The following is a 17348-nucleotide window of genomic DNA, read 5'->3' as shown; positions in this document are numbered from 1 at the left end:
TAACTACAGAACACAGGGGGAACCACCATGACGCAAACCAACGTCGCCATCGTCACCGGCGGCAGCGCCGGCATCGGCGCCGAGATCTGCCGCAGCATGCTCGACGCCGGCTACGAGGTGATCTCGATGGCGCGCCGCGCCGCCGACTTCAGCCACCCGCGCCTGCACAACGTGCAGGTCGACCTGCTGGACGCCGACGCCACCGCCCAGGCGGGCGCCGAGATCGCGGCGCGTTTTCCGGTCAGCCACGTCATCCACAACGCCGGCGTCATCTGGCCCAACCTGCTGCCGCAGGTGACCCAGGAGGAACTGCACGGCCTGACCCAGATCCACCTGGGCGCGGCTATCAGCCTGGTGCAGGCGGCCTTGCCCGGCATGCAGGAACGCCATTTCGGCCGCATCGTCATGATGTCCTCGCGCGGCGCGCTGGGCCTGCCCACCCGCACCGCCTACTCGGCCACCAAGGCCGGCATGGTCGGCATGGCGCGCACCTGGTCGCTGGAACTGGCGCCCTACGGCATCACCGTCAACGTGGTGGCGCCCGGCCCGATCCAGACCGACATGTTCTACGAAGTGATCGAACCCGGCAGCGAACGCGAAAAGCAGCTTGCCAACGGCATCCCGGTCAAGCGCCTGGGACGCTCGGACGACGTGGCGCGGGCGGTGATGTTCTTCGCCGACCCGGCCAACAGCTTTGTCACCGGCCAGACGCTGTTCGTCTGCGGCGGCGCCAGCGTCAGTTCCATCACCATCTGACCGGCGTCCCACGCATCCGCTTCGGGTTTTGACGGATAGGTAAGCACGCAGACCGCGTCTACAGTGCAGTGCCAGAAAGTTGAAACCAAAAGCAATTTCCGCGGTATCCGTTTTCTCCGTTTTCCAGCCGCACCCACTCTGCCCCCTATCCGGAGGTTTTGCCATGCTGTCGAAGAAACTCCCCCTGGCCGCCGCCGTGCTGGCCACGCTGGTCTCCCTGCCCGTCCTGGCCCAGGTCAAGGTCGGCGTGGTCACCTCGTCCACCGGCCCCACCGCGCTGGTCGGCATCCCGCAAAAGAACACCGTGCCGCTGCTGCCCAAGAAGATCGGCGACCTGACCGTGGAATACATCTCGCTGGACGACGCCAGCGATTCCACCAACTCGGTCACGGCCTTCAAGAAGCTCATCACCGAACAGAACGTGGACGCCCTGATCGGGCCGTCGGGCTCGCCCAACGCCATGGGCGTGATCCAGTTCGCCGCCGAGGCCGGCGTGCCGATGCTGGCGCCGGTCGGCACCGCCGCCGTGGTGCTGCCGATGAACGAGCAGAAGAAGTGGGTGTTCAAGACCACCCAGAACGACGACATCATCGCCCGCGCGCTGGTCGACCACATGGCCAAGAGCGGCATCAAGACGGTCGGCTTCATCGGCCTGAACGATCCGTATGGCGAGAACTGGTACAAGGTGTTCTCCGGCCTGGCGGCCGAAAAGGGCATCAAACTCACCGCCAACGAGCGCTACCTGCGCTTTGACAGCTCGGTCACCGGCCAGGCGCTGAAGATCCTGGCGGCCAAGCCCGACGCCGTGCTGGTGGCCGCCCCCGGCGCCGCCAGCGTGCTGCCGCAGACGACGCTGTTCGACCAGGGCTACAAGGGCAAGTTCTACCAGACCCACGGCGCCGCGCTGCCCGACTTCCTCAAGCTCGGCGGCAAGAAGGTCGAAGGCACCGTGCTGGCCGCCAGCCTGATGCTGGTGCTGCCGGAAATGCCCGACAGCAACCCGTCCAAGAAGGTCGCCAGCGACTACATCGCCGCCTACGAAAAACTCAACGGTTCCAAGCCCGCCACCTTCGGCGCCAACGTCTACGACGCCGGCCTGCTGCTGGAAAAGGCCATTCCGCTGGCCGAGAAGGCCGGCAAGCCGGGCACCAAGGAGTTCCGCAGCGCGCTGCGCGACGCGCTGGAACAGACCCGCGAGCTGGTCGGCACCCAGGGCGTCTACAACATGAGCGCCGCCGACCACAGCGGCTTCGACGACCGCGGCCGCGAACTCATCACCGTCAAAGACGGCAACTGGACGCTGGTGAAGTAAGCCGGAGCAGGCCCCCCCCGAAGCGCTGCGCGCCTCCCCCCAGGGGGCATGCCTGCGGACCGGCAGAGCCGGCTCCGCGGCATCCCGATGGGCAACGTTCAAGCGGAGATGAAGTCGCTCCAATGTTTTTCCGTTCTATCCGGAAGTACCGATGAATGCTCAGATCGCCCTGATACTCGGGCAGGATGGCATCACCAACGGCGCCATCTACGCGCTGCTGGCCTTGTCCATCCTGCTGGTCTTTACCGTTACCCGCGTGCTGTTCATCCCCCAGGGCGAGTTCGTCGCCTTCGGCGCGCTCACCATGGCCGCGCTGCAGGCCGGCAAGCCGGTGCTGCTGGTGTGGCTGCTGCTGGCGTTCGCCCTGGCCGAGGCCGTGGCCGACCTGATGGCGCGCGCCAAACGGCCGGGACGCCGCGCGCCGCTGTGGCGCATCGGCGCCAAGGTGGTGTATCCGCTGCTGCTGGCCGCGCTGTTCTACCGCCTGCCGCTGGCGCAGCTGCCGATGGCCGTGCAGGCGCTGCTGACGCTGCTGCTGGTGGTGCCGATGGGCCCGCAGCTGTACCGCCTGTTCTACCAGCCGATCGCCTCGGCCTCGACGCTGGTGCTGCTGATCGTGTCGATCGCCGTACACCTGGCGCTGGTCGGCCTGGGCCTGCTGGCCTTTGGCGCCGAGGGCGCGCGCACCGCGCCGTTCAGCGACGCCAGCCTGGCGCTGGGCCCGGTCAACGTCAACAGCCAGGCGCTGTGGGTGGTGGCGGTGTCGGCGCTGCTGATCGTGGTGCTGTACCAGTTCTTCGAGCGCTCGATGTACGGCAAGGCCTTGCGCGCGGCCGCCTTCAACCGGCTCGGCGCGCGCCTGATGGGCATTTCGCCGGTGTTCGCCGGCAAGGCCACGTTTTTCCTGGCGGCGCTGATCGGCACCGTCTCGGGCATCCTGATCGCGCCCATCACCACCATGTATTTCGATTCCGGCTTCATGGTCAGCCTGAAGGGCTTCGTCGGCGCCATCATCGGCGGCCTGGTGAGCTACCCGCTGGCCGCCGCCGGCGCCGTGCTGGTCGGCCTGATCGAGGCCTTCTCCTCGTTCTGGGCCAGCGCCTACAAGGAGATCATCGTCTTCACGCTGATCATCCCCGTGCTGCTCTGGCGTTCCCTGAAAAGCCACCACGTCGAGGAAGAAGAAGAATGACCCCGCGCCACCTCGTCCTCGTGTTCCTGGCGCTGCTGGCGGCCGCGCCGCTGGCGTTGCCGCCGTTCTACGTCACGCTGCTGAACTACATCGGCCTGTATGCCATGGTGGCGCTGGGGCTGGTGCTGCTGACCGGCGTGGGCGGCCTGACCAGCTTCGGCCAGGCGGCCTTCGTCGGCGTCGGCGCCTACACCACCGCGCTGCTCACCACCCGCGCCGACGCCCTGCCCGCCTGGCTGGCGTGGTTGGGCGCCTCGCCCTGGCTGACGCTGCTGGCAGGCCTGCTGCTGACCCTGGTGGTGGCCTACCTGCTGGGCGCCATCACGCTCAAGCTGTCCGGCCACTTCCTGCCGCTGGGCACCATCGCCTGGGGCCTGTCGCTGTACTTCGCCTTCGGCTCGGTCGAGGGCCTGGGCGGCCACACCGGCATCCCGGACGTGCCCGCCATCAACCTGTTCGGCTGGTCGCTGACGCAGGGCGATGAGATCTACTACCTGATCTGGGCCTTCCTGCTGGTGGCCATGTGGTCGACCAGCAACCTGCTCGATTCGCGCGAGGGCCGCGCCATCCGCGCCCTCAAGGGCGGCCGCGTCATGGCCGAGTCCATGGGCGTGGACACGGCCCGCTCGCGCATGGTGATCTTCATCATCGCCGCGCTGCAGGCCTGTGCCTCGGGCTGGCTGTACGCGCACATGCAGCGCTTCGTCAATCCCAACCCGTTCGGCCTGCAGATGGGCATCGAATACCTGTTCATGACCGTCATCGGCGGCGCCGGCCAGGTGTGGGGCGCGCTGGTGGGCGCGGGCGTGTTCACGGTGCTCAAGCAGTGGCTGCAGGACTGGCTGCCCAAGCTGCTGGGCCAGACCGGCAACTTCGAGGTGATCGTGTTCGGCTTCGGCATGGTACTGCTGCTGCACCGCTTCCGCGGCGGCCTGTGGCCGGTGCTGGCGCGCTGCGTGCCGGTGCGCAAGCGCCAGCGCCAGATCGACAGCCAGGCCGAACCGCTGCCGCGCAAGCCCATGCCGCCGCGCGGCGAGGTGGTGCTGAAGGCGGTCGACGTGACCCGCAAGTTCGGCGGCCTGGTCGCCAACAACGCCATGAACCTGGAGATCCGCGCCGGCGAGATCCTGGCGCTGATCGGCCCCAACGGCGCCGGCAAGAGCACCATGTTCAACCAGATCTCGGGCGTGGACACGCCCACCTCCGGCCAGGTCACGCTGCTGGGCCAGCCAGTGGCCGGCGCCGGCGCGCGCCGCATCGCCCGCCTGGGCCTGTCGCGCACCTTCCAGCACGTGCGGCTGCTGGGCCGCATGAGCGTGCTGGAGAACGTCGCCATCGGCGCCCACCTGCGCGGCCATCGCGGCGTGCTGCCGGCCGCCTGGCGGCTGGACCGCGCCGAGGAGGCCCGCCTGCTGGCCGAGGCCGCGCGCCAGGTCAAGCGCGTCGGCCTGGGCAAACACCTGCACGACGAGGCCGGCTCGCTGGCGCTGGGCCAGCAGCGCATCCTGGAGATCGCGCGGGCGCTGGCGTCGGATCCCTGCATCCTGCTGCTGGACGAACCGGCCGCCGGCCTGCGCTACCAGGAAAAATGCGAACTGGCCGAGCTGCTGAAAAAGCTGCGGGCCGAGGGCATGGCGATCCTGCTGGTCGAGCACGACATGGATTTCGTGATGGGCCTGGTGGATCGCGTGGTGGTGATGGACTTCGGCGAAAAGATCGCCGAGGGCCTGCCGGCGGAGATCCAGCACAACCCCGCGGTGCTGGAAGCCTATCTGGGCGGAGTGGAATGATGAGCGCGAAACTGCTGGAAGTGCGCGACCTGCGCGTGGCCTACGACAAGGTCGAGGCCGTCTCGGGCGTCAGCCTGTCGGTGGACGAAGGCAAGATCGTGACCGTGATCGGCCCCAACGGCGCCGGCAAGACCACGCTGCTGTCGGCCATCATGGGCGTGCTGCCCTCGCGCGGCGAGATCGTGTTCGGCGGCAAGCGCCAGGAGCACGCCGAGATCGAGGAAATGGTGGCGGCCGGCATGAACCTGGTGCCGGAAAAACGCGAGCTGTTCGCAGAGATGTCGGTGGAGGACAACCTGATGCTGGGCGCCTTCGACCGCTTCCGCCGCGGCCTGCGCGACCAGGACCAGACGCTGGCCGAAGTCTACGACCTGTTCCCGCGCCTGCGCGAACGCCGGGCGCAACTGTCGGGCACGCTGTCCGGCGGCGAACGCCAGATGCTGGCGGTGGGCCGCACGCTGATGGCCAAGCCGCGCCTGCTGATGCTGGACGAGCCCAGCCTGGGCCTGGCGCCGCGCATTGTGCGCGAGGTGTTCCGCATCGTCGAGCAGTTGCGCGGCATGGGCGTGTCGATCCTGCTGATCGAACAGAACGCGCGCGCCGCGCTGCAGGTGGCCGATTACGCCTACGTGCTGGAAACCGGCGCGGTCACCCTGGAAGGCCCGGCCGCGCAGGTGGCGGAGGACCCGCGCGTGGTCGAGGTGTACCTGGGGTTGGGGCACGCCACGGCGGCGTCGGCGTAGCCGCGGCCAAGCGGACGGGCGCGGGCCCGCCCCGCGCCGGCATTTCCCGGGTGCTCAGGCAACGCCGCGCCGCCGGTCGCGGCGGTACAGCGCATAGCCCAACGGCCACATCACGCCCACCATCAACCGCGCCCACGGGTTTGTCAGGCGGTAGGCCTGCAACGCCGTCGGCACGCCCGAGTGCTTCAGGTGCAGCCGGAAGCGCGTGTAGCGCGCGGCGGCCATGATGAATTCGCGTGGCCGGAAGCGGAAGAATTCCAGGTGGTGCTGCAACATGTCCCAGGCCAGCAGGTACAGGCCCTGGGCGTTGTTGTGCACCGAGACCGCCCCCTGGCTGAGCCCGCCCGGGGTGTCGTGGTAAGTGCGCACGACCTGGTTGATGAAGCGGCTGAGATAGCCAGCCCGCGCGATCGCCCACCACACCAGGCTCTCGGGCACGAACCCGGCCACGTCTTCGGGGAACGGAAACTTGCGCAGGATGTCGGTGCGCATACAGCCGAACTTCTCGCCCTTGATGCGATAGCGGAAATACACGTCGACCGCGGTGCTGTCGAACACGTCCTGCGGATAGCGGTCGCCGACGATGCTGCCGTCCGGCCGCGCGCACAGGCCGGTGATGGCCACGTACGAATCGCGCCGCGCCGGCGGAATGGCGTCCCAGGCGGCCTTGAACGTGGCCAGCGCCTCGGGCGGCATTTCGTCGTCGCTGTCCAGCGCCACGACCAGTTCGCCGCGCGCCTCGCGCACGCCGCGATTGAAGGCGGTTTTCTTGTGCTGGTTGTTCTGCCAGACGTAACGGATGGGGAAGGCGGCGCGCTGCTGCCAGTCGAGCACGGCTTCGTGGGTGTTGTCGGTGGAACCGTCGTCCACGATCACCCACTCGAAATCCCGGTAGGTCTGGCGGGAAAGCGATTCATACACCCGATGCAGCGTGCCCGCCCGGTTGTAAGTGGGGGTGAGGACGGTGAAAAACGTCGGCGTAGCGGTCATGCGAACTGTGCCCCTTTGCGATTTCCGGCAAACCGCTGCGGTCTTGGTCTGTGTGTTGTTTTCGCCTGAAGTTTAGGGGATATGCCTGTGCCAACTGATGCCATGGCATGCAAATTTGCAATCAAATCTGACAATGTGCGGATTTCCAGACGCTTCCTAGCTTCCGCTCCGGCCGTTGGGCACCTGCCCGGAGTGGCGTAAACTCGGGCGGCCCACACCGGAACGCCTATGGAAGCTTCGACCGTCCAGCTCAATGACATCGCCTTGTTCGTAGAGGTTGCCAAGCGCAAGAGCTTCAGCCTGGCCGCCCGGGCCCTGAACATGCCCACATCGACGTTGTCACGCCGTATCAACGAGCTGGAACGGGCGATCGGGCTGCGCCTGATCAACCGCAATACCCGCCGGCTGGACCTGACCGAGGCGGGCGCGGCCTACATGAGCCGCTGCCAGGGCCTGATCGACGAGGCGCGCCTGGCGCACGAGCAATTGCAGGCGTTGTCGGGCGGCCCGTCCGGCAATCTGCGGGTGTCGATGCCCTATAGCCTGGCGATCTGGCTGCTGCCGGAGACGATCAAGGATTTCACCGACCGCTATCCGGAGGTGGAGTGCGAGTTCGACCTGAGCATGATGACGGCATCGGACGCGCAGGGTACGCCGTTCGACATCGTGCTGCGCTTCGGGCGCGACGGCGACTATCCTTCGGCCGCCGCGGACAACGGCAATGGCGCCGCGCCGGTGCCGCGCAGCGATGGCGCGGTGGTGCAGGAGCTGGTGTCGCTGGACAATTACCTGTATGCATCGGACCGCTATCTGGAGCGCTTTGGCGAGCCCAAAACGCCGAGCGACCTGATGCAGCACCAGTGCCTGCGCACCACCATCGACGACGCCCATTCCTATTGGACGCTGCACAACGGCAAGGTGACCGAGCAGGTGCCGGTGAGCGGCCATCTGGCCGCGAACAACATGAGCATCGCGGGGACTTTCGCGGGGCTGGACCTGGCGATCACGCGCATGCCGCACTGCCAGGCGCTGGATCCGATCATCAAGCGCAATTCGCTGCGGCGGGTGTTGCCTGGGTGGTCGGTGGATCCGATTTCTATCTACGTGGTTTATCCGTCGAGTATTCAGCCGGCCAAGACGCGGGCGTTCATGGATTTCATTCGGCCTAAGTTGGGGCCGGCTGAGTAGTCTTTGTTTTTGGGCGATGCGGGTTCTTGAGCCGCGCGTGGCGGGATCGGCGGGGATGGCGGGGCTACGATTGCGGTCCGGAGCCTTCGCTCCGGACTACCCCTTCCTCATCTTCGTCCAGGCCTTCGGCCTTCCCTTCAGATTCCGTCGGGCGCATCTACACGCCCCGCCATCCCCGCCGATCCCGCCACGCGCTCACGATGAGACTTAGCGTCGGGCTTTGGGGCGGCCGGCTTGCTTGGCGTGCTGGTGACCGTCAGGAGTGGAGCGGAGGATCTTGCGGGGCCCGCCTCAAACCGGCCGCGCGGGCGGCCTTTTGAGGCTTACGCGGTGTCTTGCGTCGGGATGATGGCGCTCTCGCGTGTGCGAAGGGGCCAATCAGCTGGCCTGTTGATGCATGTCCTGCACACGGAGCGGACCGAAAGAGGGCTTACCAAGCCAAATACGTCCCTATTTTTTGGCGTTCCCGGCTCTCCAGGCAAGCCCCCCAAATTGGCACCCTCGCCACTTTCAGGCTAGAATGCCGAGTTACCCAATTTCCCCGCCAGCCCAGTTTCCGGTTGTGCGGCCGGGTCGAAGACACCCGCAAGCCAAGCTTGAAGGCGGCTTCGCCCCGCTAATTCGATTTCCGCAAATTCAACAGGAGAATCAACATGGCTGAACGCAAACGCGTGCGTCGCAACACCCTGGAACGCCGTTGCCTGGGCAAGGCCTTCAAGCGCTTGTTCGTCAAGTCGCCCAAGGGTGTGTTCAAGATGCTGGAAAAGATCAAGCGCGTCTAAATGACACGCGGGCCGCGCCAGGTTCCTGGCGTGCCGCCTGATCGAAAAAAAATCCCCGCTGGTGCGAACCGGCGGGGATTTTTGTTTGGGCGGCCGGGCAAGCCTGCGATAGGCAAACGGCCTTGGGGAAACTGGCGAGAGGGCGACCCGCGCGTTGCCGGCAGGCCATTGTCGACGAGCCGTCCGCAGCGCTGGCTGTTGATGCCGGCCGCGGGCGTCAACCCCGCAGCTTCGCCAGCACCTGCTCGGCGCGGGGCAACGGGTCGACCGCGCCGTAGCCCAGCGTCGACAGCGCCGCCGCCACGTTGGCGTAGCGCACCGCGTCGGCCCAGCCGTCGCCCTGGCAGCGGCGCGCCAGCAGGCTGCCGGCGAAGCAGTCGCCGGCGCCGGTGGCGTCCACCGCATCCACGCGCAATGCCGCGACCGGCGTGCGGGTCTTGCCGTCGTCGATGATGGAGCCGTCCTTGCCCAGTTTCAGCACCACCACGCCGGTCGCGCCGGCGTCGCGGATCCAATCGAGGGTGCGCTCGGGGTCGTCGTTGCCGGTCAGGTGCTGCATGTCGTCCATGCTTGGCAGGAACAGGTCGGCGTGGCGCAGCGCCTCGCGCAGTACGGCGCGGGCCCGGTCCAGCGGCCACAGGCGCAGCCGCAGGTTCGAATCCAGGCTGACCTGCACGCCGGCGGCGCGGGCGCGGGCGATGGCGGCGAAGACCGTGTCGCAGGCGCTGGTGCTGATCGCCAGGCTGATGCCGGAGACGTGCAGGAAGCGGGCGCGTTCGATCAGGCCGCCGTCGAGGCTGGCGGGGGTCATGAGGCTGGCGGCCGAGCCACGTCGCAGGTAGCTGAAGGCGTGGCCGTCGGGGCCGTGCTGCACGAAGTACAGGCCGGTGTGCGCATTGGCGTCGACCTCGACGCCCGAGGTGTCCACGCCCTCGTCGCGCCACAGCGCCAGGAACTGCGCGCCGAAGGCGTCGTCGCCCACGCGGGTCAGGTAGACGCAGCGCGCGCCCTGGCGGGCCGCGGCGATGACGGCGTTGGAGGTGTCGCCGCCGAAGCCTTGCAGGTATTGGCGCTGGTCCTGGCTGGTCTGGTTCAGTTCGACCAGCGGCTCGCCCAGCGCGACGATGTCGAAATCAGCCATGGGCGGCCTCGCGGGTGCGGGTGATCTGGGCCACCAGCGCGGCGGTGTCGCGCGCGGCGAAGGCGGCCTTGTCGTAAAGGTTGCTGCCGATGCCGACCAGGCCGGCGCCAGCGGCGAAATAGGAAGCCATGTTCTCGGCGGTGACGCCGCCGGTGGGGCAGAACACCGTGTCCGGGTAGACCGACTTCAACGCCGCCAGGTGCTTGGGGCCGCCCGTGTCGGCGGGGAACACCTTGACCACGTCGACGCCGGCGCGGCGCGCGGCCAGCACTTCGGTGGGCGTGAAGGCGCCCAACAGGCACAGGGCGTCGGCGGCGTGCGCCAGGTCGACGATCTCGCAGGCCAGGGCCGGCGACACCAGGAAATCGGCGCCGGCCACCAGCGCCTCGCGCGCCTGGGTTTCATCCAGCACCGTGCCCACCCCCAGCAGCAGCGCGGGGCCATGCTTGTCGCGCAGCGCGCGCACCAGATCGGTCACGCCGGGAATGGTCCAGGTCAGTTCGAGGGTGGTGCAGCCGGCGGCCACGGCCACCTCGGCGGCATAGGCCGCGGTGGCGGCGTCCTGGTAGCGCAGCACAGGCACCACCCGCGCGGCGAGCAAGGCGTCGAGTTTCGAGGCAAGAGGAGCAGCGGTCATGGCATTCCTTTCGGGGCGGATCGTTCAGGCGCCGCCGGATGGCAGCACGGCAAGTTTGGCCGTGGCCGCATCACGCAGCCGCAGCAGGGGTTCGATATAGGCGGACTGCGGATCGTCGCGGCGCCGGAACAGCAAGGTGCTGATGCTGACGCAGGCCACCGGGTGGCCCGCGGCATCGCGCAGCGCCACGCCGTAGCAGACGATGCCGGGCTCGTTTTCCTCGTTGTCCATGGCGTAGCCGCGCGCCGCCGTTTCGGCCAGGGCCGCGCGCAACGCGGGCAGGCTCGCCAGCGTGCCGGGCATGCGCGATTCCAAGGGCAGATCGCGCAGCAGGGGTTCGCGCGCGGCATCGCCCAGCGCCGCCAGATAGGCCTTGCCCACCGCGCTCGAATGCAGCGCCACCGCCGCGCCCACGCGCGAGGCCATGCGCACCGGGCCGGGGCTTTCAAGCTTGTCGATATAGACCATTTCCGTGCCGGCCGGCACCGCCAGGTGCACGGTTTCGCCGGTGGCGTCGCGCAGCGCCCGCAGGTCGGCCGCCAGCGTGGCGCGCAGGTCGAACTGCGACCAGGCGCGGCTGGCCAGCGACAGCAGGCGGGGTCCGAGGCGGTAAACGCCGTCGGTCTCGGCCACCATGCCCTGCTCGGCCAGCGCCGCCACGATGCGGTAGACCGTGGGCCGCGGGTAACCGCAGCCGCGCGCCAGCGCCGCCGCCGTAGGCGGACTGGGCGCGTCCGCCACCGCCTGCAGCACCGTCATGAATTTGGCGAACGCCGCGGCGCCCGCCACCTTGGATTCCGACACCATCACCCCCATCTCGGGAAGATGCCCAGCGTTAACAATGCCCGTGCAGAATGCGGGCCGCTCGAAGCAAATCGCGCCAATTTCAGATGAATCTGCGATACTGTTTATTTGTACAGCAGCGGAGCGCATGATTGACCACATTATGGACACATGCCTCACGATATAGGCAATTATTCCACATCGCCGCGCCCGGAACCAGCCACAGGCCGCCGTCCGGGGCCGCCTCCTCCCTCAGGCTACGATACCGTCCATGAGCTCCCAAATCCGCATCGTTGGCGCCCGCCAGAACAATCTCAAGAACCTGGACCTGACCATCGCCACCGGCGAACTGGTGGTCGTGACCGGCGTGTCGGGGTCCGGCAAAAGTTCGCTGGCCTTCGACACGCTCTACGCCGAGGGCCAGCGCCGCTACGTGGAAACCTTCTCGCCCTATGCGCGCCAGTTCCTGGACCGCATGGACAAGCCGCAGGTGGATCGCATCGAAGGCATCCTGCCTGCCATCGCCATCGACCAGACCAACCCGGTGCGCAGTTCGCGCAGCACGGTCGGCACGATGACCGAGCTCAATGACCACATCAAGCTGCTGTTCGCGCGCGGCGCGCGCCTGCACTGCCGCGGCTGTGGCAAGGTGGTGCAGCGCGACACGCCGGAATCGATCCACCGCTCGCTGGCCGAACGCTCGGCCGCGGCCGGCGATCCGCGGCTGGTGGTGACCTTCCCCATCGCCGTGCCGGCCAACTTCACCGAAGACGAAGTGCGCGGCTTCCTCGAACAGCAGGGCTATACCCGCGTGCACGCCGAGGAAACCGCCGTGCCGAACGCCACCGCGCCGGCCAAGGGCGCCAAGAAGGAAAAGGGCAAGGCCAAGGCCGCCACCGAGGAACGCCGCATCCTGCACGTCATCCAGGATCGCTTCCGCTTCGCCGGCACCGAACGCGAACGCGTGATGGAAGCGCTGGATACGGCACTGCGCATGGGCGCCGGCCACCTGGCCGTGTACGTCATGGACGCCGAGGGCGCCGACGCGCACATCTGGAAGTACAGCGACCGCCTGCACTGCGCCGACTGCAACATCGAATACACCGACCCGCTGCCCAGCAGCTTCTCGTTCAACTCGCCGCTGGGCGCCTGCGAGGCCTGCCGCGGCTTCGGTCGCGTGATCGGCATCGACTTCGGCCTGGTCATCCCCGACGAGAACAAGACCCTGCTGGAAGGCGCCATCAAGCCCTGGACCACGCCCTCGTACAAGGAATGCCAGGACGACCTGCAGAAATACGCGCCGCGCGCCGGCATCCCACTGGGCGTGCCGTGGAAGAGCATGAGCGAGGAGCACAAGCGCTGGGTGCTGTACGGCACGCCCGACTGGAAGGGCGGCAACGACGCCTGGAAGCACCAGTGGTACGGCGTGCAGCGTTTCTTCGACTGGCTCGAGACCAAGTCGTACAAGATGCACGTGCGCGTGCTGCTGTCCAAGTACCGCAGCTACACCCCCTGCCCCACCTGCAACGGCGCGCGCCTCAAGCCCGATGCGCTGCTGTGGCGCCTGGGCACCAAGGCCGAGGCCGACAGCGTGCTGCCGCCGGAAGACGGCCGCTACAAGCGCTTCATGCCGGTCGGCGCCAACTGGAGCCGCGAGCAGCTCGACAAGCTGGACGGCCTGTCGATCCATGACGTGATGCTGCTGCCGATCGAACGGGTGCGCGCGTTCTTCGACAAGCTGTCGTTCGAAGGCGCGCTGGACGCCGCCACCGACCTGCTCATGACCGAGGTGCGCGCGCGCCTGAAATTCCTGTGCGACGTCGGCCTGGGCTACCTGACGCTGGACCGCCAGAGCCGCACGCTGTCCGGCGGCGAGGTGCAGCGCATCAACCTGACCACCGCGCTCGGCACCTCGCTGGTGAACACGCTGTTCGTGCTGGACGAGCCGTCCATCGGCCTGCACCCGCGCGACATGCACCGCGTGGTCGAGGTCATGCACCGGCTGCGCAACGCCGGCAATACGCTGGTGGTGGTGGAGCACGACCCGCAGGTCATGGTGGCCGCCGACCGCATCATCGACATCGGCCCCGGCCCCGGCGAACGCGGCGGCCAGATCGTGTTCGACGGCACGCCGGCGCAGTTGCGCGCGGCCCGCACGCTGACCGGCGACTATCTCGGCGGACGCCAGCGCGTCGAAGCGCCGCGCCCCATGCCGGTGGCGGCCAACACGCCGCGCCTGCTGCTCGAAGGCGTCAGCGCGCACAACCTCAAGAATGTCTCGGTCGAGCTGCCGCTGGGCCGACTGGTGTGCGTCACCGGCGTGTCCGGCTCGGGCAAGTCGACGCTGGTGCAGGACGTGCTGTTCCCCGCCCTGCTCAAGCAGAAGGGCAAGCCGTCAGAGGCGCCGGGCGCCTTCGAGCGCCTGCTGGGCGCCGAGCAGATCGCCGACGTCGTCATGGTCGACCAGACCCCGATCGGCAAGACCGCGCGTTCCAACCCGGCCAGTTACGTGGGCGCGTTCGACGCGATCCGCAAGCTGTTCGCGCAGGCGCCGCTGGCGCGTGAACGCGCCTACACCGCCGGCACCTTCAGCTTCAACGGCGGCGACGGCCGCTGCCCCACCTGCGGCGGCACCGGCTTCGAACACGTCGAGATGCAGTTCCTGTCCGACGTCTACCTGCGCTGCCCCGATTGCGACGGCAAGCGCTTCCGTCCCGAAGTGCTGGAAGTGCGCGTCGAGCACCTGGGCAAGAGCGCCTCGATCGACGAGGTGCTGGAAATGACCGTGAGCGAGGCGCTGGAGTTCTTCAAGGGCCTGCGCGACGTGCAGACGGGCCTGGCGCCGCTGGCCGACGTCGGCCTGGAATACGTGCGGCTGGGCCAGCCGGTGCCGACCCTGTCGGGCGGCGAGGCGCAGCGCCTGAAGCTGGCCGGTCACCTGGCCGAGGCGGCGCGCAGCGGCATCTCCACCGCCAAGGTCGCCAAGAAAGGCAGCCTGTTCCTGTTCGATGAACCCACCACCGGCCTGCACTTCGATGACGTCGCGCGCCTGATGCGCGCCTTCCGCAAGCTGCTGGCCGCGGGCCACACGTTGCTGGTCATCGAGCACAACCTGGACGTGATCCGCGCGGCCGACTGGCTGATCGACCTGGGCCCCGAAGGCGGCGACGCCGGCGGCCTGGTGATCGGCGTCGGCACGCCGCAGGACCTGATGGCCAACCCCGCCTCGCACACCGGCGCGGCGCTGCGCGACTACGAAGTCAGCATCCTGCCGGCCGACGTGGTGGTCAGCAGCGACATCGACGCGCAGGAAGCCGAGCAGGCCGGCCTGACGGCCCGCATCGCCGAGCCCACTGCCGCCTATGGCGCCGGCGAAGGCACGCCGCTGCAATCCGTCATGCGCAAGCGCCGCCAGGACAACATGGCGATCGAGATCCGCAACGCGCGCGAACACAACCTGAAGAACGTCAGCGTCGAGATCCCGCGCGACAAGTTCACGGTGATCACCGGCGTGTCCGGCTCGGGCAAGTCGACCCTGGCCTTCGACATCCTGTTCAACGAAGGCCAGCGCCGCTATCTCGAATCGCTCAACGCCTACGCCCGCGCCATCGTGCAGCCTGCCGGCAAGCCGGATGTGGACGCCATTTTCGGCATCCCGCCCACCGTGGCCATCGAGCAGCGCACCAGCCGCGGCGGCCGCAAGTCGACCGTGGCCACGATGACCGAGATCCACCACTTCCTGCGGCTGCTGTACGTGAAGCTGGGCACGCAGTACTGCCCGGACTGCAACGTCGCGGTCGAACCGCAGAACACCGACCAGATCGTGGCGCGCCTGCTGCGCGAGCGCAAGGGCGAGCACATCGGCCTGCTGGCGCCGCTGGTCACCGCGCGCAAGGGCTACTACACCGACCTGGCCAAGTGGGCCGGCTCCAAGGGCCACACGCACCTGCGGGTCGACGGCGAATTCATCCCGGTGGCGCCGTGGCCGCGCCTGGACCGCTACAAGGAACACACCATCGAACTGCCCGTGGCCGACGTGGTGGTCGACCCGGCCAACGAGGCCGACCTGCGCGCCGCGGTCAAGAGCGCGCTGGAAAACGGCCAGGGCGTGATGTCGGTGGTGTGGCCGGTGGACAAGCTGCACGAGGCGCTGAACAGCGAACTGCAGCAGCAGCACTTCTCGGTCAAGCGCGCCTGCCCCTCGTGCGGCACCAGCTTCCCCGAGCCCGATCCGCGCCTGTTCTCGTACAACTCCAAGCATGGCTGGTGCACCGGCTGCTTCGGCACCGGCCTGCAACTGCAGGGCTTCGACGAAGAACAGACCGGCGAGGAAACCGCCTGGAACGCCTGGTACGAGGGCGAGGCCAAGGTCTGCACACAGTGCGACGGCCAGCGCCTGAACCGCGTCGCGCGCGCCGTGCGCTGGCGCGACAAGTCGATCGCCGAGCTGGCCTCGCTGCCGGTGTCGGACGCGCATACTTTCTTCACCGGACTGGTGGCGCGCGGCCGCGAAGGCGAGATCGCCCGCGACATCCTCACCGAGATCCGCGGCCGCCTGAACTTCATGCAGGAAGTCGGCCTGAACTACCTGGCGCTGGACCGCGCCGCCCCCACCCTGTCGGGCGGCGAGGCGCAGCGCATCCGGCTGGCGGCGCAGCTGGGCTCGAACCTGCAAGGCGTCTGCTACGTGCTGGACGAGCCCACCATCGGCCTGCACCCGCGCGACAACCGCATCCTGCTGGACGCGCTGGCGCGCCTGGAAGGCAACGGCAACACGCTGGTGGTGGTCGAGCATGACGACGACACCATCCGCCGCGCCTCGCACATCATCGACATCGGCCCCGGCGCCGGCATCCGCGGCGGCCGCGTGGTGGCGCAGGGCAGCGCGCAGGACCTGATCGACGCGCCCGAATCCGTCACCGGCCGCTACCTGGCCAAGCCGCTGCAGCACCCGCTGCAAGGCCGCCGTCCGGTCGAGGCCGACACGCCCATGATCGAGATCAAGGGCGCGCGCCTGCACAACCTGCGCAGCGTCGACGCCAAGATCCCGGTCGGCCGCCTGAGCGTGGTCACGGGCGTGTCCGGTTCCGGCAAATCGACGCTGGCGCGCGAAGTGCTGCTGGACAACCTGATGCAGGCCGTCTCGCAGGGCAAGGCGCCCGGCTGGGCCGGCTGCGAAAGCATCAAGGGCTGGGAAGCGATCGACCGCGTGCTGGAAGTGGACCAGACCCCGATCGGCAAGACGCCGCGTTCGTGCCCGGCGACCTACGTCGGCTTCTGGGACGACGTGCGCAAGCAGTTCGCCGATACCCGCGAAGCGCGCATGCGCGGCTGGACCTCGGCGCGCTTCTCGTTCAACACCGGCGACGGCCGCTGCCCGATCTGCGAAGGCCAGGGCATGCGCACCATCGAAATGAACTTCCTGCCCGACGTGAAGGTGCCGTGCGACGCCTGCAACGGCGCGCGTTTCAACAGCGACACGCTGAGCGTGCAGATGCGCGGCAAGAACGCCGGCGAGCTGCTGGCCATGGAAGTCGATGACGCCATCGAATACTTCGCCGCCCATCCCAAGATCCATCGCCCGCTGCAACTGATGCAGGACGTCGGCCTGGGCTACCTGACGCTGGGCCAGCCGTCGCCGACGCTATCCGGCGGCGAGGCGCAGCGCATCAAGCTCGTGACCGAGCTGTCCAAGGCGCGCCTGACCGACGGCCTGATCAAGACCGGCCGCGCCTCGCGCATCCCGCACACGCTGTACGTGCTGGACGAGCCGACCGTGGGCCTGTCGATGGCCGACGTGGAAAAGCTGATCCACGTGCTGCACCGCCTGGTGGAGGCCGGCAACACGGTGGTGGTGATCGAGCATAATCTCGACGTCATCGCCGAGGCCGACTGGCTGCTGGACCTGGGCCCCGAGGGCGGCACCGGCGGCGGCAAGCTGGTGGCGCAGGGGTCGCCGGAACACGTCATGACCTTGCGCGACCACTCCCACACGGGCCGGGTGCTGACGGAGTTCCTGGCACAACAGTAAAGA

General features: G+C 68.2%; 12 protein-coding genes. 8 read left to right on the top strand and 4 right to left on the bottom strand.

Going from position 1 to position 17348, the window contains the following annotated elements; translation table 11 throughout:
* Positions 1-27 precede the first annotated feature (27 nt).
* From ACVN9Z_RS12155 to ACVN9Z_RS12135, 5 genes are all read left to right on the top strand, one after another.
* Positions 28-756 carry an SDR family NAD(P)-dependent oxidoreductase gene (locus ACVN9Z_RS12155; RefSeq protein ID WP_006388951.1) on the top strand — a complete coding sequence of 243 codons (729 nt, stop codon included), beginning with the start codon at positions 28-30 and terminating at the stop codon, positions 754-756.
* A 163-nt stretch (positions 757-919) separates the two neighbouring features.
* Entirely contained in the window at positions 920-2068 is a 1149-nt protein-coding gene (locus tag ACVN9Z_RS12150; RefSeq protein WP_024067841.1) for an ABC transporter substrate-binding protein, read from the top strand.
* 151 nt (positions 2069-2219) lie between these two features.
* A complete protein-coding gene (locus tag ACVN9Z_RS12145; RefSeq protein WP_054439471.1) occupies positions 2220-3260 on the top strand; it encodes a branched-chain amino acid ABC transporter permease in 1041 nt (346 codons plus the stop codon).
* Complete coding sequence (locus ACVN9Z_RS12140) at positions 3257-5050, top strand: branched-chain amino acid ABC transporter ATP-binding protein/permease (protein WP_458213416.1); 1794 nt, start codon at positions 3257-3259, stop codon at positions 5048-5050. Before ACVN9Z_RS12145 ends, ACVN9Z_RS12140 begins: the two co-directional genes overlap by 4 nt.
* Positions 5050-5793, top strand: a complete 744-nt coding sequence (locus ACVN9Z_RS12135) for an ABC transporter ATP-binding protein (RefSeq protein ID WP_458213415.1) — start codon at positions 5050-5052, stop codon at positions 5791-5793. Before ACVN9Z_RS12140 ends, ACVN9Z_RS12135 begins: the two co-directional genes overlap by 1 nt.
* A gap of 54 nt (positions 5794-5847) precedes the next feature.
* Here ACVN9Z_RS12135 and ACVN9Z_RS12130 read toward each other — a convergent pair whose 3' ends face one another.
* Positions 5848-6783 (bottom strand): glycosyltransferase family 2 protein, encoded by a 936-nt coding sequence (locus ACVN9Z_RS12130; RefSeq protein ID WP_006388945.1) that lies wholly within the window; start codon positions 6781-6783, stop codon positions 5848-5850.
* Positions 6784-7011: 228 nt separating this feature from the next.
* Between ACVN9Z_RS12130 and ACVN9Z_RS12125 the strand changes: the two genes are divergently transcribed.
* Both ACVN9Z_RS12125 and ACVN9Z_RS12120 read left to right on the top strand, forming a co-directional pair.
* Positions 7012-7971 (top strand): LysR family transcriptional regulator, encoded by a 960-nt coding sequence (locus ACVN9Z_RS12125; protein ID WP_024067838.1) that lies wholly within the window; start codon positions 7012-7014, stop codon positions 7969-7971.
* A 653-nt stretch (positions 7972-8624) separates the two neighbouring features.
* Positions 8625-8753 (top strand): hypothetical protein, encoded by a 129-nt coding sequence (locus tag ACVN9Z_RS12120; RefSeq protein WP_006226408.1) that lies wholly within the window; start codon positions 8625-8627, stop codon positions 8751-8753.
* A 217-nt stretch (positions 8754-8970) separates the two neighbouring features.
* On the opposite strand, the gene ACVN9Z_RS12115 is transcribed toward ACVN9Z_RS12120, so the two are convergent.
* From ACVN9Z_RS12115 to ACVN9Z_RS12105, 3 genes are read right to left on the bottom strand one after another with little or no spacing between them, the layout of a single operon-like run.
* A complete protein-coding gene (locus ACVN9Z_RS12115; RefSeq protein ID WP_458213414.1) occupies positions 8971-9894 on the bottom strand; it encodes a sugar kinase in 924 nt (307 codons plus the stop codon).
* Entirely contained in the window at positions 9887-10531 is a 645-nt protein-coding gene (locus tag ACVN9Z_RS12110) for a bifunctional 4-hydroxy-2-oxoglutarate aldolase/2-dehydro-3-deoxy-phosphogluconate aldolase (protein WP_006388942.1), read from the bottom strand. Before ACVN9Z_RS12110 ends, ACVN9Z_RS12115 begins: the two co-directional genes overlap by 8 nt.
* Before the next feature lie 24 nt (positions 10532-10555).
* Positions 10556-11347, bottom strand: coding sequence for an IclR family transcriptional regulator (locus ACVN9Z_RS12105; protein WP_053498301.1), 792 nt, complete (start codon positions 11345-11347; stop codon positions 10556-10558).
* Positions 11348-11585: 238 nt separating this feature from the next.
* Between ACVN9Z_RS12105 and uvrA the strand changes: the two genes are divergently transcribed.
* Positions 11586-17345, top strand: a complete 5760-nt coding sequence (gene uvrA / locus ACVN9Z_RS12100; protein WP_020925020.1) for an excinuclease ABC subunit UvrA — start codon at positions 11586-11588, stop codon at positions 17343-17345.
* Positions 17346-17348: the final 3 nt, after the last annotated feature.

The sequence above is a fragment of the Achromobacter sp. KK8 genome (genome assembly GCF_054188005.1).
Note: the sequence above shows the minus strand (reverse complement) of the source record. Positions and strands in the feature narration are given on the sequence as shown.